The organism is Akkermansia sp. GGCC_0220 (assembly GCF_017566105.1).
Taxonomy (GTDB): domain Bacteria; phylum Verrucomicrobiota; class Verrucomicrobiia; order Verrucomicrobiales; family Akkermansiaceae; genus Akkermansia; species Akkermansia massiliensis.
This window is the reverse complement of the sequence record NZ_JABFCI010000012.1, coordinates 63,430-90,083: the sequence shown is the minus strand read 5'-3', so window position 1 is coordinate 90,083 and position 26,654 is coordinate 63,430. Positions and strand designations below refer to the sequence as shown.

Below are 26,654 nucleotides of genomic sequence, written 5' to 3'. Positions count from 1 at the left end.
GGCCAGCGCCGCTTCCCATCCACGGGGAGCGGCTCTTTTTGTGCTTAAGGGGAGGAATAGGGAAGAGGGAGGGAAGGAATTGTTTTTACGGCGGGGTTCTGCCGGTAGACAAGATGGACTATTTAGACAATAGGGACGGGATGGAAGACGGGAAGTGGGGGTGTTGCACAACTGTAATTCTGCCAATGCGTTGCTGATTGTGACGATTTCTTAACCAGGTTTCTCTTCCTCTCCTTGGGAGAGGATAGGTGCCGTTGGATAGAAGGAGGGGGCCTTCCTGGAAAGATAAAAGCGGTAGTTTATTCCACAGCCAGTTTCATATGTTGGAGACTTGCAAAGAATACCTTCATTTTTGCTTTTCTGTTCCGGTAAACGGGAAGAGCGCTGCTGGAGAATGCATTTTTTATGGGCAAAGGAGTGGTGGTCAACATGCCTTTCAGAAGAATGAGGCGTCGAATGGATAACGGGATGTCCTGAAACTGCAATAAGGTTTCAAGTTTCCTTAATAGGGGAAAGCCGGAACGCAAGCCGGGTAACGGCGGATGCCGTTCAGCGTGCGGAGATGTGGCGGCTCCTGAAACCGAAGCCGACGGCAAAGGTGACCAGGGTGCCGATGGTTACGCGCCATGGAAAGGCTATTTCCGGAATATATTGCCTCCAGTCGGCGGGCAGGGGGATGAGTTCGGTCAGCAAGGCAATGACCAGGAAGCCTGCCGCCATGGCAATGATGTTTCCTGAATCGTTTCCTCTGGTGCGCGTCAGCATCCCGAGCAGGAAGATGCCAAGCAGCGAGCCGTAGGTGTAGCCGAAGATGCCCAGGGCGATTTGAATGATGCGGACTTCCGGGTGGTGCACCACGTACCACGCCGTGATGGAACCAACGAGGATGAGCAGCAGGGAGAAGCCGGCCGTTCCCCAGCGCACGCACCGGAGGAGCTGACGTTCCGTGGCTTCCGGTTTGAATACTCCCTGGTACCAGTCCTTGGTGGCGGTGGTTGCCAGGGAGTTGAGAGCGGTGGACAGGGAACCCATGGCGGTTGCCAGGAGCCCGGCGATCAGCAGCCCCCGGATGCCGTTGGGCAGTTCATGGATGATGAAGTAGGGGAAGACATGGAGCTGCGGCGTGTCTGCGGGGAGGGACGCCGGATTGTACTGGTAGAAGACGTAGAGAAGAATGCCCGTGAAGAGGAAGACGATGACGATGGGGAAGTCCAGCAGCCCGGATACGATGACTGCCCGCGTTCCCGCCTTGCTGCTTTTTGCGGCCAGCATCCGCTGCACCATGTCCTGGTCCGTGCCGTGTGTAGCCATGGTGATGAAGGTCGCTCCCAGGAAGGCTGCCCATACCGTGTATTCCTGACCCAGGACATGGGCGCATTGCTGGAGGAAGTCCAGGCCTTCCTTGGTGCCCCACGAGAAGAATTTCCAGTCGTCCCCTCCGTTCATGGCGGCTGAGATGGAGTTCCACCCTCCGGGAATGTGGGAGAAGAGAACCCACAGGGCGGAGAGCATGGAGACGCCCAGCACGACGGCCTGGAGGACATCCGTCCAGACGACGGCTTTCAAGCCGCCGATGGCTGTGTAAATAGTGGTGGCGATGGAGATGACGACCAGCGCGGCAATGTAAAGCAGGACAATTTGGTTGGCGTCCGCCGTGGTGTCCGTCATGAATTGGTAGGCAATGACCAGCAGAATGCCTGCAAAGTAAAGCCTTGTTCCACTGGCGAGCACCCGGCTGACTAGGAAGACCATGGAGGCCGTGCGGCGCGTCAGGAGCCCGAATCTTTTTTCCAGGTATTCATAGATGGAGACCACCTTGTAGTCATAGTAGGGTTTGAGGAAGAGCTTGCCGACGATGATGCGGCCCAGGATAGTGCCGATGCAGAGCTGGGCGTACGTGAAGTTGCGGGTATGGTAGCCTTCCCCCGGAGCCCCCAGAAAGGTGGCCGCGCTGATTTCCGCCGCCAGGATGGAGGCCAGAATGGCCCACCAGGGCAGGGAGCGGTTGCCCAGGGCATAGTCCGTCAGGGAGTTCTGCCTGCGTCCCGCATAGATGCCAATGCAGAAGATAGCCAGAAAGTAGACGACGATGACAAGGAGGTCCGTGAACATGCCTGGAAAGAGAAGGCCTTTTCCGGAACAGGGTTTCCGGAAAAGGCCCCGGGCTTGGTGAAGGGTCAGGAGCGGCTCTTGTGTTCCAGCGCGGCTGAAACCAGACCGGAGAAGAGCGGATGAGCCCGGTTGGGTGCGGACTGGAATTCCGGATGGTACTGGCAGGCGATGAAGAAGGGATGGGAGGGAAGTTCCACGACTTCCACCAGGCCGTGTTCATCATTAACGGCGCTGATGACCATGCCTGCGTTTTCCAGTTCTTCACGGTAGGCCGGGTTGAATTCGTAACGGTGGCGGTGGCGTTCCGTGACGCTGTCCTTGCCGTACAGCTTGTGCGCCAGCGTTCCGGGCTGGATCAGGGCTTTATAGGAGCCCAGGCGCATGGTGGCCCCCATGGCTTTGATTCCTTTCTGCTCTTCCTGAAGGCTGATGACGGGGTGGGTGGATTTCTGGTCGAATTCCGTGGAGTTGGCATCGTCCATGCCGCAGATGTGGCGTGCGTATTCAATGACGGCTACCTGCATGCCCAGGCAGATGCCCAGGAACGGGATGCCCTTGGTGCGCGCATATTCCACTGTTTGTATTTTTCCTTCAATGCCGCGGTCTCCAAAGCCGCCCGGCACCAGAATGCCGTCCACGGAACCTATCAGGGCATCCGCGCCTTTTTCTTCAATTTCTTCCGCGTCTATCCGGAGGATTTCCACGCGAGTGTCATTTTCAGCACCGGCATGAGTGAAGGATTCATAGATGGATTTGTAAGCGTCCTGAAGGGCGATGTATTTGCCGACTACGGCAATCCTTACGGAGTGGCTTGGGCTGATGACACGCCCCACGTAACGCTGCCAGTCCGCCAGGTTGGGAGCGGGAACGTCCAGCCCCAGGCGCTTGGTGACGATGCGGTCTATTTTGTCCTGGCTGAGGTCCAGAGGACATTCGTAAATGGTGTTTTTAACGTCGCGGAAGGCGATGACATTTTTGGCTTCCACGTTGCAGAACATGGCGATTTTCCTCCTTTCGTCTTCGCTCATATCGTATTCCGTCCGGCAGATGATCACGTCCGGCTGAATACCGATTTCCCGGAGCTTGGCGACGGATTGCTGGGTGGGCTTCGTTTTCATTTCCCCGGCGGCCTTGATGTAGGGGAGCAGGGTGACGTGGATGAAGCAGACATTGTCGCGGCCCACTTCCAGCGCGAACTGGCGCAGGGCTTCCAGGAAGATGTGGCCTTCCATGTCCCCTACCGTGCCGCCGATTTCCGTGATGATGATGTCCACGTCCGATTGTTCCGTGACTTCATAAAGGCGGTTTTTGATTTCATCCGTGACGTGCGGAATGTATTGAACCGTTTTACCCAGATAGTCTCCCCGGCGTTCCTTATGCAGCACGCTTTCAAAGACCTGGCCGGAAGTAAGGTTGTTAAGACGGGAGAGGTTGCAATGGACGAAGCGTTCATAATGGCCCAGGTCCAGATCCGTTTCCGCCCCGTCGTTCAAGACGTACACTTCCCCGTGCTGGAACGGGCTCATCGTGCCGGGGTCTACATTCAAGTAGGGGTCGAATTTTTGAAGGGTGACCTTGAGACCGCAGCGTTCCAGCAGAGTACCGATGGATGCCGCCGCCAGTCCTTTGCCGAGAGAGGAGACAACACCACCTGTGACGAAGATGTATTTCATGATTATGGTTCTTAATGTATGTTTAATAAGATTTGTTCCACCTGGGCCGCCTGTTCCGGCGTGTCTACGCCCACGCTGACATGGTCCGTCAGAATGACTCTGATTCTGGCGCCGTTTTCCAGTGCGCGCAGTTGTTCCAGGGATTCCGTTTGTTCCAGGGGGGTGGGTTCCCAGCGCACGTAGTTTTCAAGGAAGTCCCGGCGGTAGGCGTAAATGCCCAGATGGCGCAGCGGGGGGGTGACGCGGGGATGGCGGGCATAGGGAATGACGGAACGGGAGAAGTACAGGGCGTCGCCGTTGCCGGCCAGGACCACTTTGACGATGTTCGGGTTGTCCAGGTCTTCCTGCGCGCTGATGGGGCAGGCCACGGTAGCCATGGACAGGGCCCCGTCAGAAACCAGCGCGTCCGCCAGCCTGTCAATCAGGGCCGGGTCAATGAGGGGTTCGTCTCCCTGGATATTGACCACATGAGTGGCGGAGGGGAAGGCTTGCACCGCTTCCGCCAGGCGGTCGCTGCCGCTGGGATGGTCCGGAGAGGTCATGATCGCCTTGGCGCCAAAGGCCACGGCGGTGTCGAAGATGCGCTGGTCGTCCGTGGCGATGGCGATGTCGTCAAGGCGGGAGCAGCGGGAAACGCGTTCCCATACGTGCTGGACAAGCGGTTTTCCTGCAATGAGGTGAAGCGGCTTGCCCGGAAATCTGGAGGACCCCCAGCGTGACGGGATGAGGCCGATGATATGATGAGGAGAGTCTGCTGCCATGAGAAGAGGAAACGCATCGAAAGGTAGCAACTCCCCTTGAATTAGTCCAGCCTCAAGCATCAGATGCGCCCGTTTTTCCGGAGTAGGGGCGGAACGGTCAGGCGGAAATGGCGGGCGCGGCGGCAGGCTGCGGTTTTGCCTCCGTCTTCCGGATAATGAGCGGCATGTATTCCTTGCGGACGTGGAGGGATATGTACAGGCCTTCCTTTTTGGCGCAGGAGAAGAGTACCTTGATGATGGCCAGGGAGATGATGTCCATGGAGATGGTGGTACTATCCCCGAAGATCAGCAGAAAGGTGAGCGGCTTGATGAAGTAGACGGTTGAAACGTAAAGAATGCCCAGCTTGTATTTGTGGTTGCGGTAGATTCTGCTGACGATCCATGCATAGGTCATGCCGATGACGGACAGGATGAGGTACAGGGAAAGCCCCACGTAGCCGAGCGTTTGAATGGTGGAAATGGGGCCGCTGTGCCATAGCCCGTTCCAGGCAAAGGATGACTGGCCCTGGCTGAGGTTGTAGGCTTCCTCATAGATGTTGGCTTTCACGATGCTGATATCCCGTGAAAAGCCGTCTCCGAATACCTTGTCCTGAATGAAGTGTTCGCGGTCGTCCAGAGCCCATTCCCACATTTCAAAGCGCCAGGTCATGGACGCTTCCGCGTTTACTCTGGCTTGCATGCTGACATCCAGGAAAGGAAGGGCTGAAAGTGTGCGCTGGATACCGTAAGGAAAGGAATGGAGCATTCCTGAGGAGGAGAGGAGCAGAAGCAAAAGCATTCCGAAGATGGGAACCAGGATGCAGAAGAACCATCTTTTGTAGATCAGAGATATTGTGAAAAACAGGAGCAGAAGCTGCGCAATAAAGGAGCGGAATCCGCTAAACAGGACTCCGATGGTTCCAAGGACAAGAAGGGCGCCCCACCAGGGACGTTTGATCATCTGCCATACGGAGTAGTTGATGATGAGTAGTTGAACCGCCAATAGGGAAATTTGGAGGAAGGTCGATTGCCGCGTGTCTTCGGAGGCGGCGCTTGCCGAGACTGCGGCCGCCGCCGGGTTCGCTCCGGCAGAATTCGGTGAAAGGATGCCCTGGGCGGTTGAGACCAGCGTGAAGATAATGGTCAGAAAAACGGCCCATTGAAGCACCTTTCCCAGTTCATTGCTGGTGGTTTTCAGGGAGGAGAGGCAAAGATAGGCAAGGAGCGCCTGAAGGAAGAGGACGTATCCCTTGCCCCCGTAGTAGTCTTCCAGCACATTCAGGCCCAGGCCGAAGGGGTGGCTCAGGAAGACGTAGCCCACATGCATGAACAGCACGAGAATGACAGCGTCCAGGAGAGGGGCGGCATTCCATGTCAGGGTTGAACGCTTGAGCATGGCATTCCACAAGTAGAAGGGAATGGTAATGCCGTAGGCGAAGAGGGGCGCGTAGTCCTTTAGTTCCGGTATGGGCAGGAAGAGCAGGGGAAGCCATATCCACAGGTACCATACCTTTTCCTTCATCAGGAAAAGGACGGCCAGGAGGAAGGGGGAAACAGCCAGGGCGATGGAAAAGGGGTCTCCATCCGCCGACATGACGCCGCCTATGATGGCTAGGAGAATGGCAACTACTGAAATCAGTACAATTTTAAATAAATTACCATTCATAGGGCTGCCCGTGATTCCCGCATAAAAGACAATGGCGGGAAAGAGAGATGGATGGTGGAGTATAGGGGATTCGAACCCCTGACCTTCTCATTGCGAACGAGACGCTCTACCAACTGAGCTAATACCCCGTGGAAAATACCGGGGGGAATCTATTCCATCCGCCGCCTGAAAGCAAGAGGAATTCGTCAGGCAACGCAAATAAGATGGAAGATTTCGTGTTCCTTTTCCGCATGCCGCCGTTTCCTGTCCGGCGGAAGTCTGCCGCAGGGGGAGAGATTCATTTTTCCGGAAAGAGCCGGGAGACGGCGCAATACGGGAACCGGGAAAAGGAATGCCTGTATTCCCGTGGAAAGCGGACGGCAGTTCAAAGAGCGGTGAATTTGATGTTCCGGACTCTGGCAAAGGCACGTTTCAAGCGGGAGGAAAGCCATTTTCCGCATGGTTGTTCAATGCCGTAATGCATGGCGGCTCCCACGGCAATCAACAGGAGCGCAGCGCATATCCAGAAGAGGATGGGACGGGTTCCGTATCGGTCCTGCGGCCAGATGTACTGCATGAATTGCAGGAGGGGAACATGCAGCAGGAAGACGGCATAGGTCAGGAGGCTGGCCCGGTTGGTCAAATGGATGAGCACCGCTGGAATTTTAACAGCCGGCGGCTGAGGGGATTTTGCAAGTGAGCACGCGCTGGCGATGGTCAGCACGGCAATCAGCGTGTCGGGAAGGAGGAAGGCCAGGGAGGCAACTTTCCCGCCGGAGCCCCACAAGGCGCCGGTGAAGGTCTGGTAGAGAAGGTAGAGCACCCCGAAGGAGAACACAGCCGGGCTCCACCGGAAGAAGCGTTCGTGTTTTTTATAGAGCCGTGCCGCGCAGCAGCCGGCGAGAAATTGCCATAAACGGTAGGGCGGGAAGAAGTAAAGGCGTGCGACGGGTTCCAGGAACGTGCAGGCGACAGCGGTTACAAGGCCCAGCGCCAGCAGCAGGGGAAGGCGTTTCCTTCCATAGGCCACGAGAGGGAAGATAAGGACGAAGAGGATTTCCAGCTTCATGTACCATAAGGCATAATTGTCTCCCGTGTGCAGGTTCATGAATTGATTGCCGCCGAAGGAAACCAGCAGGACGCCGAGCAGGTTGTCCAGCTGGAATTGCTCCTTGTAGGAGACCAGGCTGGACAGGAGGATGGCCGTGAACAGGAGCGGCCACAGCCGCGCAAATTTGGAGATGTAGAAGGAGGGCGGACTGAACGAATTTTCTTTCAGGGTGAACGTCATCAGGAATCCGGAGAGGACGATGAACCAGTCCACGCCCACGGAGCCCGCAACGGGCGACCAGCGCGCCCAGTGGAAGGCGCAGATCATCAGGCAGAGGATGATGCGGATTAATGAGATGCCTGTAATGAAGGAGGAAGGGGCGCTCATTGGAACTGGAGCATCAGCGGTCCGGCTTGTTTTTAATGCGGCTCCTGAGGTGGGCTTCTTCAAAAAGGCCCTCCATGTACAGCCCCACGGCCTGCGCTTTTCTGAGGCTTTGGGCTGCATTCCTCAGGGCCGGAAGCGCTTCTTCGTAGGAAGGGATACTTCCTTTTTTGAGGGGGGAGGCTTCCACAAGGTGCCATCCCCACCGGCTTTTAAGAAGCACCGGCTTGTTGTCGGGAACGTTTGCCAGCTCCAGGCCCAGAGTTTCCCGTGCGCGGGCGGGGCTGACCCAGCCAAGTTCCCCGCCTGCGGGCGCGGAGCGCTCGTCCTCACTGAATTCCCTGGCAAGCCGGGAGAAGGTTTCCCCGCCTTGCAGGCGCGCCAGCAGCGTTTCCGCCGCCTGTTTGACCTGGGTTTCATCCTTGTGAAGGGTAGCCAGGAAGATGTGCCTGGTTTTCCGGAGGTCAGGGGTTTTAAGCTGGTCCCGGATCAAATCATAATAGGTTTTCAGGTCTTCGTCGGACGGCTCTGCCGCCTGGGCGGTCGCCCGGTAGAGCTGTTCCGTCTGCTTGAGCCGCGCCGCTATTTTTTCCTGGAATTGCTGCTGCGTGAATTTCTGGTCATGCAGGGTTTTCAGGTATTGTTCCGTGTTCCCGTCAAAGCGGGAACGGATTTGTTCCGCGGCGCGCGCGGCTTCCGCATTGCGGTTGGGAAGCTGAAGGTCGTTGACGCTGGTTTTCAGGCGCAGGAGGGAGGAGCCGATCAGATCGTACCTAGCCCGCGGAGCCAGGTCTCCGGCTACGTCCAGTTCATGGGTGAGCCTGATGCCTCCGTCCATGTCCAGCACGGGAGGCTGGCGCAGGAGCCGGAGTTCCGCAACCCTCCGGGAGAGCTGGTTGGCGGTGACGGGTTCGCCGTAAACTTCCGCAATCCGGGCGGAGTTGTCTCCGGGCGGTCCCGGCATCGGTTTCAGGTAGGCGTCCATCCTGCCGGCCAGGAAGCCGTGCCAGAGAAACAAATCCCCCACCAGATAGAGCAGGAATGCTCCATAGATCACGAGCTTGAACGTGAATTTTCCAGTGGGGGACATGGGAGGGACAGGGAAGGGACAAAGAGCCTAGTTTCCACCGCCGGAGTCTGCCAGACGGACGGATTCCGGGGGAAGGAAGTTGCGGAACCTCTTCTTTTCAATGCACTTCATGTAGGCTTCCTCCGGAGAGACGACGCCCTGCTGGAGTTTTTGCCAGATGGCGTCATCCATGAATTGCATGCCCATGGCCTTTCCGCCGACGATGACGTCAGGGATTTTCTGCGTGGCGCCTTCACGGATGATGGCCGCCACGGCGGGCGTGGCAAAGAGGATTTCATTGACGGCTACGCGTCCCGGCTTGTCGCTGCGCTTCATCAGGAGCTGCGCCACGACGCCGCGGAGGGAGCCCGCAAGCATGGTGCGTACCTGGGACTGCTGGTCGGACGGGAATACGTCAATGATACGGTCAATGGTTTTGCTGGCGTTGTTCGTGTGCAGGGTGCCGAATACCAGAAGGCCGGTTTCAGCCGCCGTGAGCGCTAGGGAGATGGTTTCCAGGTCGCGCATTTCACCCACCAGCACGATGTCGGAGTCTTCACGGAGGGAAGCCCGCAGGCCGTCTGCGAAGGAGGGTGTCTGGAGGGGCACTTCCCTCTGGGTGACGATGGATTTTTTATTGGGGTGAACGAATTCGATAGGTTCCTCCACTGTGATGATGTGCCGCGCCTGGTTGCTGTTGATGTAGTCAATGATGGCGGCCAGGGTGGTGGATTTACCGGAGCCCGTGGGACCCGTGACCAGCACCAGCCCTGATCTCATGTGGGCGAATTCCTTGACGACCGTGGGCACGCCCAGTTCTTCCAGCGTGGCGATTTTTGTGGGAATGAGACGGAAGACGGCTCCCAGGCCGTGCTGCTGCCTGAAGTAGTTGCAGCGGAAACGGGAGGTTTCATCCATTTCATAGGCGAAGTCCAGATCCCCTTCTTCCAGGTATTTCTGGAAGGCCTGGGAGTCGCATATTTCCGCGAGAAGGTTTTTGAACGACTGGCCTTCCAGGTTTTCGTCGGAGATGGCGGAGATGGTCCCGTTGACGCGGATTTTCGGAGGCTGGCCTTCGCTGAGGTGAAGGTCGGAGCCGCCCGCTTCTACGAGGTATTTGAAGTATTGGTCGATAACAGCCATAACAGGAGTGTGTCAAAGTTAAAGGTTACTTGATTCCCAGGAAGGATTTCATGATGGTTTTGTCTTCCGCGCGGAAGATGCAGTCTTCCGTGGTGATGAGACCCGCCTGGTGCAGCGCCCGGAGGGAGTCGTCCATCAGGATCATGCCCTGGGCCTTCCCGGTCTGGATGCAGCCGGGAATCATGAATGTCTTTCCTTCGCGGATGCAGTTGGCGATGGCGGGTGTATTGACCAGCATTTCAATGGCCAGGGCGCGGCCGTTGCCGTCCGCCCTGGGAACGAGCTGCTGGGAGATGATGCCGCGCAGGGATTCACTGACCATGATGCGGATCTGGTCGCGCTGCTCCACCGGGAAGACGTCCAGCACGCGGTCCACCGTGCGGGCTGCGGACCCCGTGTGCAGGGTGCCGAGCACCAGGTGGCCGGTTTCAGCCGCCGTGAGCGCCAGGGAGATGGTTTCCAGGTCGCGCATTTCACCTACCATGATGACGTCCGGGTCTTCACGGAGGGCCCCGCGGAGGGCGCGCGCGAAGGATTCCGTGTGCTTGTGCACTTCACGCTGGTTGACGTGGCAGTTTTTGGAGGGAATCAGGTATTCGATGGGGTCTTCAAGCGTGATGATGTGGTCGTGGCGGTCCTGGTTGATGAAGTCCACGATGGAGGCCAGGGTGGTGGATTTACCGGAACCCACGGAGCCCGTCACCAGAATGAGGCCGTTGGTGTAGCGGGTGAGGGGCACCACGTATTCCGTCGGCAGGCCGATTTCCTCCATGGTGCGCACCCGCGTGTTGATGATGCGGAAGCAGATGTCATAGCCCAGGCGCTGCTTGACCACGGAAGCGCGGTAGCGTCCGAAGTCGTTGGCATAGGCAAAGTCCACGTCCCCCTTTAATTGAAGGCGGTTCCATTCCGGGTCTTCCAGAAAGCCCCTCGCCAGAACTTCCGTGTCCTGGGGCGTGAGATTGGGCGCTTCCTCCCAGATGGGGAGAAGCTGGCCGAACCGGCGCCAGGTGGGGCGGCTGTTGACGGCAAGGTGGATATCGGAACAGTCAAAGTCCTGTCCAAGCTTAAGATATCCGTCGACGTGGGGCAAAATGTATTCGCTCATGTTGTGAATGCAGCAAACTGATAAAGCTACATACTAACGAAAACGGGGCTTTTTTGACCAGCAAAAAATGTTTGGGAAATGATTTCTGTGCAGGCGGCCCTGTGCCGTCCCGTGGCGGGGGAGGATTTTTGGAGAGAAGCCTTGAGGAAGGCTCGCAAAAGTTTATTTCCGGGAGCGGGAAAGAGCATTTATGTTTTTCTGCCGTTTCGGGAACCGGACCCTGAGGAATCGCGGTTTTTCACGGACTTTCCCGGCAGAGGCATACGTTTGGCATGGCGGAAAGAGCCGACAGCAATCCCGCTGCTGTTTTCATGGTTAAATGTGAAATGGCGGCATTGAGGACAAGTCTATGGCGCGGTTGCATTTTTGCCTCCGGGGGAAAGGTCGGGATATTGTTTTAAATGACTTTCTTCATCAATTTTTCCTGTTCCTCCGAACGGGGACACGGACGGAACATTTCCAAATTCCCCGCCGCCGCGATGACTGGGAAGGCCATGTTTCCGCCATGATGGTCGTCTTCCTATATTGGGGCCTCCCTTTCATGGCCAGGTAGCTTTTTTCCTGATTGCGCCCTGTTATTTTTGGCAGGAATTGTTCATGGCGGAAAGCGCTGGAAAGGGGAATTGAGCTGCCGATGCCTTTTTGGGGTCAGGCATGCCCTGGTCTCCTGTTTCATTCCAATATCGCCGCATGGACCATGCCGAAATGCCTGTCCAGCCTGGCGAGGTACGTATGAACAAAGGGGCGTTGTTTTCTTTGGCGGCAGGTCGTTATTTTATGAGGTATCGCGGCCGTCTGCATGAAGAGTTGTCCTGCAGGGGGGACGATATTCCCGGAACGGCGCGCATCTGACGCCGCAAGGATATGAAGACATTTCTCCCGCAACAGCGGAATTCCTGAGTTCTTTTTTAAAGCAACGGCTTGAAAAGGCTGCGCCGCATCGACCGGAAAATCCTGTTACTTGAACAGGTTGAAGAATTTCTTGCCTGCCAGGTCGAAGCCCATTTTTTTCAGGGACGGGAAGGCGAGGGTTACCAGGATTTCAATGATGAAACGGAAGATAGGGGAATTGATCCAGCTTCCGGAAACATGCGGACGCGGGGGCGCCGGATGGCTTTTTTTCCCCGTAAACATGCGGATGAGCAGAATGCCTCCCACCGTGCCGACAATGGAGCCGATCACAGGCAGGGACATGGCCTTTTTTTTCAGCTTCCGGAAGTGGTCGGCCTGCTGCTGCGTCTTCTGGACCAGGGTATCCGTCTCATTGACGATATCCAGCCGGGAGGAAGCCACCCGCATCAGGAGTGCGAGCTTTTCTTGAGAGCCATTTGCAGACATGATAAATCCGTTTTAAGTTCTTCCGCCGTCGCCGGGGCGATGGGCGTTACATGGGTTCGGCTGAAAAGGATGAGCGCCACGGCAGCCGCCACCAGATGAATGCCGGTGGTTACGGCAAGTCCGGCAATGATTCCCCAGAAGTGGGCCATGACCATGGTCAGGAAGCACCACAGGAACAGATAGCCGAAGATGGCCATAAAGGCGGCCAGCAGGAGCAGGGCCATTTTCCTGCCCAGCCTTTTGGACGCTTCCTCCAGTTCCAGCTTGAGCAGCGCGGCCAGGGCTTCCACATGGTCAAGCGCCGCCGCTCCGGTTTCCCGGAGGGACCGGACCATGGCCGCTCCTTCTTCCTTTTCCTCCACAATGGGGGCGACGAAGGTGCGTTTGAGTTTGTCAATCAGTCCCATGGCTCGGTTTGAAGGGGTGAGGGCGCCATGCGCTTGATGCGCATGGCGCGGAATGAGGGTTAACGGCGGCGGATGAGCATGCCGATCAGAAGGCCCACGCCCATGGCGATCAGCACGGACTGGGTGGGTTTTTCCTTCACGTATTCTTCGCCCGCTTCATGGAACTTCTTGGCCTTGTCACGGATGACTTCTCCTTTTTCCTGGGCGTAGTCACGGATGGTGCTGGCCTGTTCCGTAGCCGCCTTGCGGATTTGGTTTACTTTGGCCGCGGCGAAGGCCCTGGCCTGTTGAAATCTGGTTACGGCAAGCTCGCGGGCGGAAGGGCAGGAGCAGGCGGTGTCGTTTGCTGCTGCGGTCGGTTCAAGTTCGGTTTGGTTGTCTTGCATGGTTGATTAGAGTGTTAAGGGTTGGTTCCTGTTGAAAAACATGTCGGCTTACATGTTTTCGCCTCTCACATTGGGAATTATTTAGCACGCTTCCCTCTATTGGCAAGTGTGTAAAGCGGCTTCACCCGGAATTGTGCGCGTTCCTCAGCGGCGGCTTCCTGAAAAACCGCCGCGGGGGTCTGGTTTGGCCTGGGGCTCGTTCGGGTTCCGGTACCGCAGAATTCCGTAGTCCCTCAGGTTACGGATGAATTCCTGGGCATTGGCGCGGAAGCGCGCATCGTACATGAGCAGCCCCAGGAAGCCCTGGTTTTTCCGGGCGTCCGCCGTGACGGAGGCGATTTGCTCGGAAGCCTTGCGCAGGGCGGTCAGCGTGGGGGGGATTTCCTTGATGGCGGGGTCCAGGCTGTTGAGCTTTTCTTCCGCTCCGGCGATGATTCTGCGGGCGTCACTGACGGTGTCTTTCATGGCCGCCATCGTCGCGGGGAGCTGTTCGCCCGCTTTGTTCATTTGAGCCAGCACGCTGTTGAGGTGCCGGAGGTTTTCCCGGCTCAGGATGCCTTCATTGATCAGCTTGGTGGTCTGGGCAAGCCCTTTGGCCGCTTCCCCGATGTTGAGGATGGCCTCGTCAATGTTGTCCGAATTTTTTTCAATCTGCTTGAGGATTTTCAGTATTTCCTCCGTGGCGCCCACGGCGTTGTTCTTGATCTTGCTGAAATCGCTTTCAGGCTGCCCGATGATGGTGGCATGGGGCGGGATGTATTCGTGCGTGGGGCGTGCCGGGGGAACGATGTCGATGTACTTGTCTCCCAGGATGTTCTGCATGTCCACGCGGAAGACGGAGCCTTCCTGGATTTTCACGTCGCTCAGGATGCTGGCTTCCAGCATGACTTCATTGCCGGAGGGCAGGAGTTCGGGCGCCTTGGTGACCTTTCCCACCGTAACGCCGCCCAGGCGGAGCTGGGAGTCCTTGATGAGGCCCGCCGCGTCCTTGAAAATGATGTTGATGGGGTAGGTTTGCTCCTTGGAGGTCTTGATGTTGCCGAACCCCAGGATGACGCCGATGATCATCAGGATTCCGGCAATCAGGAAGATGCCCACCCAGGTTTCCGGCTTAAGTTTCTGCTTCATGGCTCTGTGGTAAGATGGTTATTGTTTCCGTTCACGTTCCGCCCGTTCCAGCAGAACCCGTTGAAAGTTTTCATGCCTGCCGGTCAGGGAGGCCCAGTCTTCCCCGGAATCCCCGTACAGGAACCTTTGCAGGTTTTCATCCCTGGAATGCAGCAGCTCCTCCGGGGTTCCCGTCCAGTAAACTTCCCCGTTCCTGAGATAGACGATTTTGTCCGCAATGCGGATCACGCTGGGCATGTCATGGGAGACGATGACGGTCGTGATTCCCTTGTCCTTGCAGATTTGCCGGATGAGGAAGCTGATGCTGTCCGTGACAATGGGGTCCAGGCCTGCGGTGGGCTCGTCATACAGCAGGCATTCCGGCGTGGTGACGATGGCCCTGGCTACGGCTACGCGCTTGATCATGCCTCCGGAGAGGCTTGCCGGCATTTTTTCCTGCTGCCCCAGCAGGTCCACGGAGTCCAGGGCGGCGGAGATGCGCGCGTCCAGCTCCTCTTCATTCCGGATTCCTTCCTCGCGCAGCGGGAAGGCGACGTTTTCCCCTACGCTGAGGGAGTCGAAGAGTGCCCCCTGCTGGAACATGAAGCCTATTTTACCGCGGATTTGCTTCTTGATTTTTTCCGGCGCTCCGCTGATGCGCCTGCCGTCTATTTCCACATAGCCGTCCAGCGGGTCCATCAGGCCGTCCAGATGTTTCAGGATGACGCTTTTTCCAGCCCCTGACCCGCCGATCAGAGCCATCAGCTCTCCCTTTCCCACGTCAAAGCTCACGCCTTTCAGCACTTCCTGGGTGCCGAAGCTTTGCTTGAGCTGGTGGACGCGGATGAATGGCTGCATGGCGGCGCGGAAGGGTTATCTCATGAATCCCATGGGGAAGATGGAATTGAGAATCATGGTCAGAATGAAGTTGGCGATGAGCAGGGCCACGGAGGCATACACCATGGCCTGCATGGTGGATTTGCCGACGCCAACGGCTCCGTTCGTGGTGTTCAGGCCTTCCCGGCAGGAGATGGTGGAGATGATGAGGCCGAAGACCAGGGCTTTGACCAGGGCCACGGTGATGTCCCCCATGGTGACGAATTTGCTCATGAAGTGCATCCAGTAAGCCTGGTCCACGTTAAAGGAGGTGATACTGACGATGTAGGCGGAGGCGATGCCCACCAGCACGGCTTCCATCATCAGGATAGGCATGGAAATGAGCATGGCCTGGATGCGGGGCTTCACCAGGTAGTCCACCGGGTCCACGTTCATGGAGTTAAGGGCGTCTACCTGTTCCGTGACTTTCATGGTCCCGATTTCCGCTGCCATGGCGGACCCGACGCGGCCCGCAAGCATCAGCCCGGTAATGACGGGCCCCAGTTCCCGGAACATGCCCACGGCGACGACGGCGCCCCCCATGGTTTCCATCCTCACCGTCTGGAGCTGGAACAGGGTCTGGGCTTCCAGCACGGCTCCGGTGAACGCGCCGGTGATGATGACCACCGGCTGGGACTGCACCCCGATTTTTGCAATTTGCTCCACAAGAACGCGCATCCGGAATTTGCCGGACCACATGCATGCGGCCACTTGGTAAAGCAGCAATCCGATTGACCCCAGGCGGTCAACCAGCCTTAGAGCGGCGCGGCCGATCATGGTGGCTACATAGAATTGCATGGCTTCTACTAATCACTTCTTCCACTTCAAGAGCAAGCGCAATGTACGCCACGGGAAGAAAAGCAACGCGCCGCGTCAATCCGTCAGCCGGTGGACGTAAGGCGTTTCCGGTGCACCGGGAATGGAGCGCAGCGTGAGGCGCGGCGGCAGTTTCCGGCGCATCCATTCGGAGGCGCGGGCCCGGCGCTGCCAGCGGCGGATTTCAAGCTCCGATTCCGGGAAGAGGCCTGCCAGCGGCGTGGCGGATTCATGCGCGCGGTGCAGACGGATGAGGAGGCTGTCGCGCATGGCCGCATCCGGCGCGGGAGAAAGGAAGCCGGGGAACAGGTCCGCCAGTTCCGTTTCATATAAATCCCCCAGCGGCATGAAGTCAGCGGCCAGGGCCGGCGGAAGGAGGCGGGGAGCGGTCATGATGTCCGTTCCGGTCAGGGCGGAAAGCAGCAGGGCACCTTCCTCCTGGGCCCATTGGCGCATGAGCCATGCGGCCGTGAACAGGTCATCCGGTCCTCCGGCCGCAGCATCTGCAGGGAGAGGTAGCATCCGGGCCTGAATGCCCAGCTTGTCCGCACAGGTTTGCGCCCGGGCAGTGTCCTGTTCCGGAATGCCGGGGAGGCGGGGGATGAAGCCCGTCAAGGGCAGGGAAGGCAGTTCCTCTTTTAACAGTTGAGCCAGCAGGAGGGATGCGGAGCTTTCCAGCAGGTTCAGGCAGGCGGCGCCATGCCCGCTTTTCAGGATGAAGTCCGCCGTGCCTTTCCGGAGGGCGTGCCGGAGCTGTTCTTCCGGAGCGGGAAGCGGAGAAGACGCCTCCATGGAATTTTCCGGAGAAATGACGGCGGAATCCCGTTCAAAAAGACGCAGCCGTTTGAGGAGAATCCCGTGGGCGGACCATGCGGAAGACGCGCCGGGTAACAGAAACGGGCCTTCTCCCCCGGCCAGGCGGGCGGTGAGGACCGGCAGCCCTGTTTCCCGCGCCAGCCGGCAGGCTTCCTCCTCATCCTGCTCCAGCAGTCCTTCATGCCACGCGCCGGAATGGGTGCGGAGCAAGAGGCGGGGTACGGAAGAAGAGGCAGGGGAAGATTCCGGCCATGAAATGATGGAAAAACCCGCTTCATCCGCCGTCCGGCAGATGCCGAAAACGGGAACGGCCACCGTTCCGTGTGCGGCTGGGGAAATAACGGCTTGCCGTGGAAAGGAAAGGCCGTTCCGGAGCATGTGGAAGCGGCTGCCGTCCGCGTCCGCCGCTGCCAGCAGCAGGGGGACGTCCGCTATTTCCCGGGCCAGGTAGGCCAGGGCCGCCTTGTGCTGGGACCGGAAACCGCTGCGCAGGGCCAGTTCCCCGGTGTGCGCGCCACTGAGGGCCAGCGGCGGACAAAGAACGAGCTCCGCCCCGCCGTCCACGCAGGAACGGTACAGTTCCACGATGGTTCTGAGGTTCCTGGGGAAATGGCCGGGGATGGTCTCCGGCTGGATTAATCCTGTCTTCAGCATGCGCCGGCAGGGTAGACCATTCCGGGGAGGCGGGCAAGCCGGGATGCCCGGCGGCTTTCCCTCCGGGCGTTTCCTGAGGAGTTTTTATCGCAAGGAGCTTGTCATCCGCGGTCTTCATGGTATGATCTGCACCGATTGCGCGCCGTCCGTTCCCGGGCGCATCAATCCGGAATTACTTATGAGGAAACAGTCAACAGAGGGGCAGGAATCCTCCATCCAGCGTGCCGTAGCATTATGGCGCGAATATCTTCTCCCTTATAAGGGCACGCTGGTGTGGGCTGTGATCGGCGGCATGGTGGCCGCTGTTTCCAGCGGCTTCGGCATACCGGTGATTTTGCAGGAAATGTTTCCCGTGATCTTTGACGGGAAGCCGCTGCCCCCGTGGGCGGAGCGCGTGCTCCTTTGGTACGTGAGTCCGGAAAACCTGCCCTGGGTGACGGTGTGGGCCACGGCGGCCATGCTCCCGATGGTAGTGGTGGTGCGCGGCCTCTCCTCCTTCGTCAATGTCTACCTGCTTTCCAAAATAGGGCTGGGCGTGCTGGAAACGCTGCGGCTCAAGGTGTACAGAAAATACCAGGATTTGTCCCTGGCCTTTCACGACCGTCAGCAGAAGGGAGACCTGCTGAGCCGCCTGATGCAGGACACGCAGTTCCTGCAGGGCGGCCTGGTGCAGATTGCCAATGACCTGATTATCCAGCCCCTGACCCTCCTGGCCGCGCTGGGATTCCTGATTTACAGGGCCTCCGTCAGCCAGCAGTTCCTTATTTTGCTGGCGAACATGCTTCTGGTGGGCGTTTGCGTGATTCCCATCCGCTATATCGGCAAGAAAATGCTCGCCCGCGCCCGCGTGGTGCAGTCCAGCCAGGGGGATCTTTCCTCCACGCTTCAGGAAAACTTTTCCTCCCAGCGGGACATCCGGGCCTTTGAACTGGAAGAGCAGCAGACAAGTCTGTTCAGGAACAGGATTCACCGTTACATCCAGGCTTCCATCAGTGCGGTCAGGTGGCAGAGCCTGCTGACGCCTTTGATTGAATTCGTCAGCGCCATCGCCATGGCGGCCACTCTCTTTGTCGGCAACATGAACGGCATGAACATGGGGGACTTCGCCGCGCTGGCTACGGCCATGTACCTTTGCTATGAACCGGTCAAGAAGCTGGGGGCGGTCCACAACAAGGCGGAAACCCTGAATGCCGGGCTGGAGCGCATCAACCATGTGCTGGACGCTCCGGACGACGTTCCGGAACCGGAAAACCCGAAGAGTCCGGAAGCCTGGAAGGGGGAAGTGGAGTTCAGCAATGTGTGCTTCGGCTACCAGCAGGACGCCCCCGTCATGAAGAACATTGACATCCGCATCCCGGCTGGCCAGGTGGTGGCCCTGGTAGGCCCCAGCGGCGCCGGGAAAACGACCTTCATCAATTTGCTGTGCCGTTTTTACGACGTACTTTCCGGCAGCGTGAAGGTGGACGGCATCGACGTGCGGGAGATGGCCAAGAAGGACCTGCTTTCCCATATCGCGCTGGTTTCCCAGTATCCCGTGCTGTTCCGCGGATCCGTGGCGGACAATATCCGCATCGGCCGTCCGGACGCTTCCAACGCGGAGGTGGAGGAAGCCGGGCGCATGTCCGCCGTGGACAGCTTCATCAATGAGACGGGGGAAGGCTATTCCCGCATGATCGGAGAAATGGGGGAAGGGCTTTCCGGCGGCCAGCGGCAGCGCGTTTCCCTGGCGAGGGCCTTTCTGAAAAACGCGCCTATCCTGGTGCTGGATGAAGCCACGGCTTCCCTGGACATGAAGAGCGAGGAACTCATCCAGAAGGAGATTGAAAAGCTTGCTTCCGGACGCACGGCCTTCATCATTGCCCACCGGTTCAGCACCATCCGGATGGCGGACCGAATTCTGGTTCTGGAAAAAGGGAGCGTCATTGCGGATGGCACGCATGAGGAGCTGATGGCCTCCTCCCCCCTGTACAGGGAACTTTACAACAAGCAGCAGATGGTTGCGGAAGAGGAAGGAGGCGCTTCATGTTAAGACAGTTTTTTGAGTACGCGCGGTATTTGAAGCCGGTGATGAAGCTGTTCATCGCCGCGCTGGCCGCCGGGGCGCTGGCCGCCGCCGCCAGCGGTTTCGGCTTCCCGCTGATGATTGCCAAGGTGTTCCCGGTGGTGTTTGACAATACGCAGATTCCCCCGGAGCTTCAGAACATCATCGCCCATCTGGTGGCCCCGGAGCACATGCACACCGCTGTGCTCGTGGCCGTATGTTCCCTGCTGCCGCTGGTTTTTGCCATCCGGGGCATAGGCACGTTCTTCAATGTGTACTGGATCAGCATCGTCAGCATGAAGGTGCTGGAGGAAATCAGGCTGGATGCCTTTTCCAAACTGCAAACGCTGCCCCTCTCCTTCATTGACCGCCAGAAACGGGGGGACCTGATCAGCCGCCTCATTAATGACGCGGCCAACGTGCAGGGAGGCTTGGTAATAGCGGCCAATGACATCATCAAACAGCCCCTTACCCTGCTGACCGCACTCGCCTTCCTGGTGTACAAGGTCTTTGTTGACCCGAACACGGCGGTGGTGCTGATGAATCTGGGGCTGGTTGTGCTGGCGATATGGCCCATCCGCTTCTTTGGCCGCCGCGTGATGAAGAAGGCCAAGCAGGCGCAGGACGAGCTGGGCAATATCACGGCCGCCGCCCAGGAAAACCTGGCGGCCCAGCGTGAAATCCGTTCCTACGGCATGCAGGAACAGCAGGTGGGGCTTTTCCTGGGGCTGATCCAACGCTTCTTCAAGATCAATCTGAGAACGGTGAAGTACAGGCACTTCCTGGTGCCGGTGCTGGAAATGGTGACGGCGCTGGGCCTGGGCATTCTGCTGGTGAGGGGCCATGAAATGGGAATCACCAAGGCTGACTTCACGGCCCTGGCCGCGGCCCTGTTCATGTGTTACGACCCCCTCAAGCGCCTGGGCGTGACGCTGACCAACCTGAAAAGCGCGCATGCCTCCCTGGAACGCATCAACTACCTGCTGAAGGAGCCGGACACCATGCCGGAAGCCGCCAATCCCGTTCCCCTGGGGCGAGCCTCCGGGCGTTTGGACTATGACGGCGTTTCCTTCTCCTACGACGGCGCACGCAAGGTGCTGGACGGCATTGACGTTCATATCAGCCCCGGGGAAGTGGTGGGCCTGGTAGGCCCCAGCGGCGCCGGGAAAACCACGTTTGCCAGCCTTCTGCCCAGATTTTACGACGTCAGTTCCGGCACCCTGCGCATGGACGGCGTGGATGTGAGAGACGCCTCCCTGCACGATGTGCGCAAGAACATTGCCTTCGTTTCCCAGCATCCCGTGCTCTTCCACGGCACCATCATGGAAAACATCCGGCTGGGGCGGCAGGACGCCACGGATGAGGAAGTGATGGCGGCGGCGCGCGCCGCCGCCGCAGACGGCTTCATCATGGGGATGCCGGACGGCTACCAGACCATGCTTGGCGACGGAGGCAGCGGCCTGTCCGGCGGCCAGCGCCAGCGCGTGGCGATTGCCCGCGCCTTCCTGAAAGACGCCCCCGTCCTGATTCTGGATGAAGCCACCGCCTCCCTGGACGCGGAAAGCGAGGCCCAGATCCAGCAGGAGCTGGACCGCCTGGTGGAGGGAAGGACGGCTCTCATCGTAGCCCACCGCTTCAGCTCCATCCGCGTGGCGACGCGCATTCTGGTGTTTGAGGGCGGCCGCATCATCGGGGACGGCACTCATGCGGAACTTTATGCCTCCTGCCCGCTGTACCGGGAATTGTATGACCGCCAGTCCCTCTAGGTGAAAGGGGGGGGACGGAGACGGAAGGCTTTTCCCGCGCCCGTGCCGGAGCGCACATGGCGGTTTTTCTCAGGCCATGGTGGAAAGAGCTATTGTCAAACAAGGGTCATGATGTACTATTCCGCCAGCATGAATACACTGGATGAATCCCTGACGAATGCCGTTAAAGAGGGGGAGCTTTTGGAGTCTTCCCTGACCAATATCCGCCTTCTGCTGGCCGGAACCAAATCCCCCGTAGCGCGTGAGGCCGTAGAGGAACTGGCTGCCGCCGGGGAGTGGCAGGAATTGAATGACCGTTTTTACAAGACCCTGGCCTTCGGTACGGGGGGGCTGCGCGGCCGCACCATCGGCAGCATCGTAACCCGGGCGGAGCAGGGGAGCGGCGGCGTGAACGGCCGCCCGGAATATCCCTGCGTGGGAACCGCCTGCATGAACTACTTCAATGTGGGGCGAGCGATGCGCGGCCTGATCATTTACGTGAAAAAGCATGTGGAGGCCACGGACCCGGGCAGGAAGCCCCGGCTGGTCATCGGCCATGACACGCGCCACTTCTCCCGTGACTTCGCCGAATTCTGCGCGAAAATCGGCACGGACCTGGGCTGTGACATTTACCTGTTCGACAGCCCCCGGGCCACCCCTGAAGTTTCCTTCGCCATCCGTGAACTCAATGCGGATTCCGGCGTGGTGCTGACCGCCAGCCACAACCCCTCCCACGACAACGGCTTCAAGGCCTATTTCAACGACGGCGCCCAACTGGTGCCTCCGCATGACAAGGCCGTGATTGAGGAAGTGAACTCCCTGACCTCTGAGGAATATGAACCGCTGCCGGAAGACCGGCGCGGCACCCTTCACGTGCTGGACGCCTCCTTTGACCGCGTTTACATGGACCGCCTGAAAACCGTGCTGCTCCGTCCGGAGCTCTTCAGCAAGGGCGGCGCCAAAATCGTTTACTCCAACCTCCACGGCACGGGCGGCCATATCATCGTTCCCCTGCTGAAGGAACTGGGCTGCAACGTGCAGACCGTGGCGGCGCAGGACGTGCAGGACGGCCGCTTCCCGACGGTGGCCTCTCCCAACCCGGAAAACCCGCCGGCCCTGGCCCTGGCCATTGAGCAGGCGGACGCTTCCGGCGCGGACATCGTCATCGCCACGGACCCGGACGCGGACCGCATGGGTGTGGCCGTTCGTGGGGAAGATGGGAAAATGCACCTGCTGACCGGCAACCAGATCGGCTCCCTGCTGGCGTGGTACCGCTGCATGAGCATGTCCGGGCTGGGCATCATCAATGACTCCAACCGTTCCCGCGCCGTGATGGTGAAAACCTTTGTGACGACGGGCCTTCAGGACGCCATCGGCCACCACTTCGGCTATGAAGTGGTCAACGTGCTCACGGGCTTCAAGTACATCGCCCAGAAGCTCGGCAAATATGAAGAAGCCATTCCTGCGGAAAAGCGGGAAGGCTACCGGAAGATGAGCGAGGAACAGACGCGCGCCCTGCGCCTGGAATACAGCCGCTACTTTGTCTTCGGCGGGGAGGAAAGCTACGGCTACCTGGCCCAGGACTTCGTGCGCGACAAGGACGCCAACTCCGCCGCCATCATCTTTGCGGAGCTGGCCGCCTATGCGGAAAGCGTCGGCAAGAGCCTGCTGGAACTGCTGCATGAACTCTTTGAACAATTCGGCGTGTACCTGGAAATGGGCAAATCCCTGGTCATGGAAGGCGCGGACGGCGCGGCAAAAATCGCCGCCCTCTCCGCCTCCTATTCCTCCAATCCTCCCACGGAAGTGGACGGCGTGGCCGTCAGCGGCATCCGGGACTTCTCCAAGGGTGACATGGTGGATGCGGAGGGCGACCCCATTCCGGCGGAAAAAATGATCTTTGTGGATATGGCGGACGGCCGCAGCTTTGCGGTGCGCCCCTCCGGAACGGAACCCAAGATCAAGTACTACCTCTTCGGCCACGGGAAACCGGGCGCTCCGGTGAAGAAAGCCCTGCCGGCGGTCCAGGCCTCCCTGGACTCCCTGTGGGCTGCCGTGGAGAAGGACGCCTTCGCCCGTTCCAACGGCTAAATGTTGTTGATTTCTTTCCCCCGTCTACCATGTAATGTGGACGGGGGAAATTTATTTTCTTGCCAAGGAGGCCGGAATTCCGCAGTTTATAATTCTTATGACATTTGCGGTCCACAAAACTCTCTCCGTGGCCGGTGCTCTTTTGGCCGGTCTTCTTCTCTCCTCCTGCTCCTCCACCTCCCAACAAGTCGAAGCCCCGGCACGGCTCCCCGCCTACCACTTTGTACCGGGAAAAACGGCCGTACTGCACAACGGGAAGGCCATTCCCCCCAGGAATGCCCCCCCGCAGGTCAAGCGCGCCATTGCGGCCGCCAATTCCCTGGTCAACAAGCCCTACCGCCTGGGCGGCGGCCACAGGAAACACTATGACTCCCACTATGACTGCTCCGGCAGCACCTCCTTTGTACTGAAGGAAGCCGGCCTGCTCACTTCCACCCGCCATTCCAAGCTGTTCCTGAACTACGGGCAGAAAGGCGCCGGGGACTGGATTTCCGTCTATGCCAAGAACGGGCACGTATTCATGGTCATCTGCGGCCTCCGGTTTGACACCACCGGAAGCGGCCGCCGCGGCGAAGGCCCCCGCTGGAGGGTGGACGGCCGCAATGCCCGGAACTTCCTGGTGCGCCACCCCACGGGTCTCTGATCCGGGCCTGCGCGACGGAAAACCGCGTTTTTTGCGTATGTTCGCGCAGGCTTTCTTGAACAATGGAAAGTAATGTGCTATCAGGTGCGAGGACGTTGATAGTTCCTTGACTTTCATGGCTAAGACAAAAATTCACGTAGGGCTTGAGATAGGGACAAGCAAGACTTGCATGGTTGTGGGCGAAGTGAAGCCCGACGCAACCGTGACGATCATCGGCGTGGGTGAGGTTCCTAGCGAGGGCGTGGTCCGCGGCGAGATTGAAGACACCTCCAAGGTCATCCAGTGCATTTACGATGCCTGGAACATGGCCCAGGACCATGCGGACGTGGACATCATGACCGTCTACCTGTCCGTGACCGGGGCCCACATCGTGGGGCAGAACAACCGTGGAACCTTCCGCCTGCCTCCGGATGAAAGCATCATTTCCCAGGAGCACATGGACGAGGTGACGGAAATCGCCCGTGACATCGCCCTGGGGCCGGAACAATTCGTCCTGCACCGCGTGCCCGGCCTTTTCTCCGTGGACGGGCAGGAAAACCTGACCAATCCCGCCGGGCTGACCGGCAGGACCCTGGACATCGACTGCCATATCATCCACGGCATCAAATCCCGCATCACCAACTCCTTCCGCTGTGTGCGGGAAGTTCCCCTGGACATCGCGGACGTGGTCTTCGCCCCGATTGCCACGGCCCAGTTCGTGCTCAACAGGCAGGTCAAGCAGGCGGGAGCCCTCCTCATTGACATGGGGGCGGGCACTACGGATTACGTTCTTTACCTGGACGGCCAGCTCGTGGCCTCCGGATGCGTGCCCCTGGGCGGCGACCACATTTCCAATGACATCACGCTGATGACCGGCATTCCGCTGGCACAGGCGGAACTGCTCAAGAAAACGGAGGGGGATGCCAACAGCTTTTCCGGAAAGACCAATGAAATGGTGCGCGTGCGCGGGGAAGGAAACATGAAGGATGCCGCCATCGAACGCAATGTTCTGAATGAAATCATCCGTTCCCGCCTGCTGGAAATCTTCAATCTGGTCAAATCCTCCCTGCCCAAGGACACCTTCAAGGGCAACCGCTGCCACGGCGTCTACCTGTGCGGGGGCGCCAGCCTGATGCGCGGCGTGGGGGAACTGGCCTCCCACGTGTTCGGCGTGGCGATCAGCCGTCCCACGCTGGTCAAAAACGGAGCGCCTTCCTATCTGGATGACCCGCGTTACTGTACGGCCATCGGGCTGATACGGTATGCCCAGATTCTGGATGCCGAGCTGCCGCAGCAGCGGAGCTGGCTGGGGCGCGTGCTGGGCCTCTTCGGCAGGAAGAACTCCTGATCAATCTCTACCCCAATTAAAAACCATGCTGGAATTTTCTCCCCAGGACCCGTCCGGGCTATCCGGAAAAATCTGCCTGTGCGGCATTGGAGCCGCAGGCGCCAAGGTGATGGAGGAAGTTCTGCTGCTGGCTCCGCAGGCGGTTTCCGTGTGCGCCATGAATCTGGATGCCCGTTTGCTGAACGCCTCCGCCGTTCCGTGCAAGGTCCATCTGGGGGCCAGGCTTACCCGGGGGCTCGGCTCCGGCGGGGATGCCTCCGTGGGGGCACAGGCCGCCTGTGAAAGTGAATCCTCCATCCTCCGGGCTCTGGAAGGCAGTGCGCTGACCGTCCTCGCCGCCGGGCTGGGAGGCGGAACAGGCTCCGGCGTGGCGCCGGAGGTGGCGCGGCTGGCCAAGGAGCAGGGCTCCTACGTCGTCAGCGTCGTCATCCGCCCCTTCCGGTTTGAAGGAGACCGCCGCGCCGCCCAGGCGGACGAGGCGCTGTCCCGGCTGGCCCTGTATTCCGACATGGTGCTGCGGTTTGACAATGACGCCATGGAAAGCCTGATTGATCCCGACAAGGGAGTGTTGGAAGCCTTTTCCGTGGTCAATGCCCTCATTGCCCGCGCCGTGCTCATCGTGCCCTCCCTTCTCAACTCTTCCGGAAGCCTGCTCCGCGTAGGGCTGGATGACCTGCTCCGCGTGGCCGGAACGGGGAAGGGAATTTGCTCCTTCGGCGTAGGGGAAGCGTCCGCGGACGTTTCCACGGCGGACATGCTGGACCAGGTCCGGCACTCTCCCCTTTTCCTGGAAAAACGGCTGGGGGAAGTGGACGATGTTCTGGTGCTGGTGCGCGGCGGCAATTCCCTGACCCTGAAACGCCTGGAAGCGCTGGCTGGCGGAGTGGCGGAAATCCTGGGGAGCGGCGTGCGCCTCCATATCGGCGCTTCCGTGGCGGAACAGCCGGAAGACCGCCTGTCCCTGACCGTGCTGGGCGTTGTGCCCGTGAATGAACCGGAAATTTCTCCTGCTCCCGTTTTCCGTAGGGAACCGGAGCTCCAGACAGTTCTTGTGCCGGAGGAAGAACCCTTCATCGGGGATGGGAAAACCATCATTCAGCCTGTGGCTCCCGCCGTGGTTCCCGAACCGGAACGGCGTCCGGAGCCGGAACCTCCCGTTTCCATTCCCTCCGTCAGAAGGGATGACCATGAACTGGAAGAGGAACTGGTGCCTGTAAGGCCTGTTCCCTCCGTGCCGGACGTGGAGGAAACGTTCCCGGAACCCGCGCCTGCAGCGCAGGAACTCGGAGCGGATGCGGAACAGGAATTGGACCCGGTTCCCGACATCAAGGAACTGGAAGAAGGAACTCCCCCGGAAGAAGGAGAGGAAGAGCGCGCGGGACACGGACTCTTTGCCCATGTACGCCCCCTCATTCTGGACGGGGAAGACCTGGACCTGCCCCCGGCGCTGCGGAAGAAGAAACCGGACCCGAGCTGATGCCG

Annotated in this window: 21 protein-coding genes and 1 tRNA gene; 6 read left to right on the top strand and 16 right to left on the bottom strand. The window is 59.1% G+C overall.

Annotation, left to right across the window (positions count from 1 at the left end):
* Positions 1–549: 549 nt before the first annotated feature.
* The 16 genes from HJW02_RS09545 to HJW02_RS09470 all read right to left on the bottom strand — a co-directional run bounded on the left by HJW02_RS09545 (position 550) and on the right by HJW02_RS09470 (position 17,325).
* A complete protein-coding gene (locus tag HJW02_RS09545; protein ID WP_022397537.1) occupies positions 550–2,112 on the bottom strand; it encodes a sodium:solute symporter in 1,563 nt (520 codons plus the stop codon).
* A gap of 65 nt (positions 2,113–2,177) precedes the next feature.
* Positions 2,178–3,785 (bottom strand): CTP synthase, encoded by a 1,608-nt coding sequence (locus tag HJW02_RS09540; RefSeq protein ID WP_022397536.1) that lies wholly within the window; start codon positions 3,783–3,785, stop codon positions 2,178–2,180.
* 11 nt (positions 3,786–3,796) lie between these two features.
* Positions 3,797–4,546 (bottom strand): 3-deoxy-manno-octulosonate cytidylyltransferase, encoded by a 750-nt coding sequence (gene kdsB, locus HJW02_RS09535; RefSeq protein WP_102721039.1) that lies wholly within the window; start codon positions 4,544–4,546, stop codon positions 3,797–3,799.
* Positions 4,547–4,643: 97 nt separating this feature from the next.
* Complete coding sequence (locus HJW02_RS09530; protein ID WP_156340770.1) at positions 4,644–6,191, bottom strand: O-antigen ligase family protein; 1,548 nt, start codon at positions 6,189–6,191, stop codon at positions 4,644–4,646.
* A 52-nt stretch (positions 6,192–6,243) separates the two neighbouring features.
* Positions 6,244–6,319, bottom strand: a tRNA-Ala gene (locus HJW02_RS09525).
* Positions 6,320–6,555: 236 nt separating this feature from the next.
* A complete protein-coding gene (locus tag HJW02_RS09520; protein ID WP_180971068.1) occupies positions 6,556–7,608 on the bottom strand; it encodes an acyltransferase in 1,053 nt (350 codons plus the stop codon).
* A gap of 13 nt (positions 7,609–7,621) precedes the next feature.
* The gene (locus HJW02_RS09515) at positions 7,622–8,695 is read right to left on the bottom strand and encodes a peptidylprolyl isomerase (protein ID WP_102721043.1); all 1,074 of its coding nucleotides are present in this window, start codon (positions 8,693–8,695) and stop codon (positions 7,622–7,624) included.
* A 27-nt stretch (positions 8,696–8,722) separates the two neighbouring features.
* Positions 8,723–9,817 carry a type IV pilus twitching motility protein PilT gene (locus tag HJW02_RS09510; RefSeq protein WP_022397531.1) on the bottom strand — a complete coding sequence of 365 codons (1,095 nt, stop codon included), beginning with the start codon at positions 9,815–9,817 and terminating at the stop codon, positions 8,723–8,725.
* A 25-nt stretch (positions 9,818–9,842) separates the two neighbouring features.
* Entirely contained in the window at positions 9,843–10,925 is a 1,083-nt protein-coding gene (locus tag HJW02_RS09505) for a type IV pilus twitching motility protein PilT (RefSeq protein ID WP_022397530.1), read from the bottom strand.
* Positions 10,926–11,882: 957 nt separating this feature from the next.
* Positions 11,883–12,224, bottom strand: coding sequence for a hypothetical protein (locus HJW02_RS09500; RefSeq protein WP_022397529.1), 342 nt, complete (start codon positions 12,222–12,224; stop codon positions 11,883–11,885).
* A complete protein-coding gene (locus HJW02_RS09495; protein WP_022397528.1) occupies positions 12,224–12,670 on the bottom strand; it encodes a phage holin family protein in 447 nt (148 codons plus the stop codon). Before HJW02_RS09495 ends, HJW02_RS09500 begins: the two co-directional genes overlap by 1 nt.
* Before the next feature lie 59 nt (positions 12,671–12,729).
* Complete coding sequence (locus HJW02_RS09490) at positions 12,730–13,056, bottom strand: DUF883 C-terminal domain-containing protein (protein WP_022397527.1); 327 nt, start codon at positions 13,054–13,056, stop codon at positions 12,730–12,732.
* Between the two features lie 144 nt (positions 13,057–13,200).
* A complete protein-coding gene (locus HJW02_RS09485; protein ID WP_022397526.1) occupies positions 13,201–14,184 on the bottom strand; it encodes an MlaD family protein in 984 nt (327 codons plus the stop codon).
* 18 nt (positions 14,185–14,202) lie between these two features.
* The gene (locus HJW02_RS09480; RefSeq protein WP_102721045.1) at positions 14,203–15,021 is read right to left on the bottom strand and encodes an ATP-binding cassette domain-containing protein; all 819 of its coding nucleotides are present in this window, start codon (positions 15,019–15,021) and stop codon (positions 14,203–14,205) included.
* A gap of 15 nt (positions 15,022–15,036) precedes the next feature.
* Positions 15,037–15,837, bottom strand: coding sequence for an ABC transporter permease (locus HJW02_RS09475; RefSeq protein ID WP_102721046.1), 801 nt, complete (start codon positions 15,835–15,837; stop codon positions 15,037–15,039).
* A 75-nt stretch (positions 15,838–15,912) separates the two neighbouring features.
* A complete protein-coding gene (locus HJW02_RS09470) occupies positions 15,913–17,325 on the bottom strand; it encodes a hypothetical protein (protein ID WP_102733199.1) in 1,413 nt (470 codons plus the stop codon).
* A 178-nt stretch (positions 17,326–17,503) separates the two neighbouring features.
* Here HJW02_RS09470 and HJW02_RS09465 point away from each other — a divergent pair, with 178 nt between their 5' ends.
* From HJW02_RS09465 to HJW02_RS09440, 6 genes are all read left to right on the top strand, one after another.
* Complete coding sequence (locus HJW02_RS09465; RefSeq protein WP_180971067.1) at positions 17,504–19,354, top strand: ABC transporter ATP-binding protein; 1,851 nt, start codon at positions 17,504–17,506, stop codon at positions 19,352–19,354.
* Positions 19,348–21,132, top strand: a complete 1,785-nt coding sequence (locus HJW02_RS09460) for an ABC transporter ATP-binding protein (protein WP_022397519.1) — start codon at positions 19,348–19,350, stop codon at positions 21,130–21,132. The genes HJW02_RS09465 and HJW02_RS09460 overlap by 7 nt, the downstream gene beginning before the upstream one ends.
* A gap of 129 nt (positions 21,133–21,261) precedes the next feature.
* Positions 21,262–23,202: a phospho-sugar mutase gene (locus HJW02_RS09455; protein WP_240454341.1), complete on the top strand. Its 1,941-nt coding sequence runs from the start codon at positions 21,262–21,264 to the stop codon at positions 23,200–23,202.
* Between the two features lie 127 nt (positions 23,203–23,329).
* Complete coding sequence (locus HJW02_RS09450; RefSeq protein WP_240454340.1) at positions 23,330–23,845, top strand: peptidoglycan endopeptidase; 516 nt, start codon at positions 23,330–23,332, stop codon at positions 23,843–23,845.
* A gap of 115 nt (positions 23,846–23,960) precedes the next feature.
* Positions 23,961–25,172 (top strand): cell division protein FtsA, encoded by a 1,212-nt coding sequence (gene ftsA / locus HJW02_RS09445; RefSeq protein WP_102713795.1) that lies wholly within the window; start codon positions 23,961–23,963, stop codon positions 25,170–25,172.
* A gap of 25 nt (positions 25,173–25,197) precedes the next feature.
* Positions 25,198–26,649, top strand: coding sequence for a hypothetical protein (locus HJW02_RS09440; protein ID WP_180971065.1), 1,452 nt, complete (start codon positions 25,198–25,200; stop codon positions 26,647–26,649).
* The last annotated feature ends 5 nt before the right edge of the window (positions 26,650–26,654 follow it).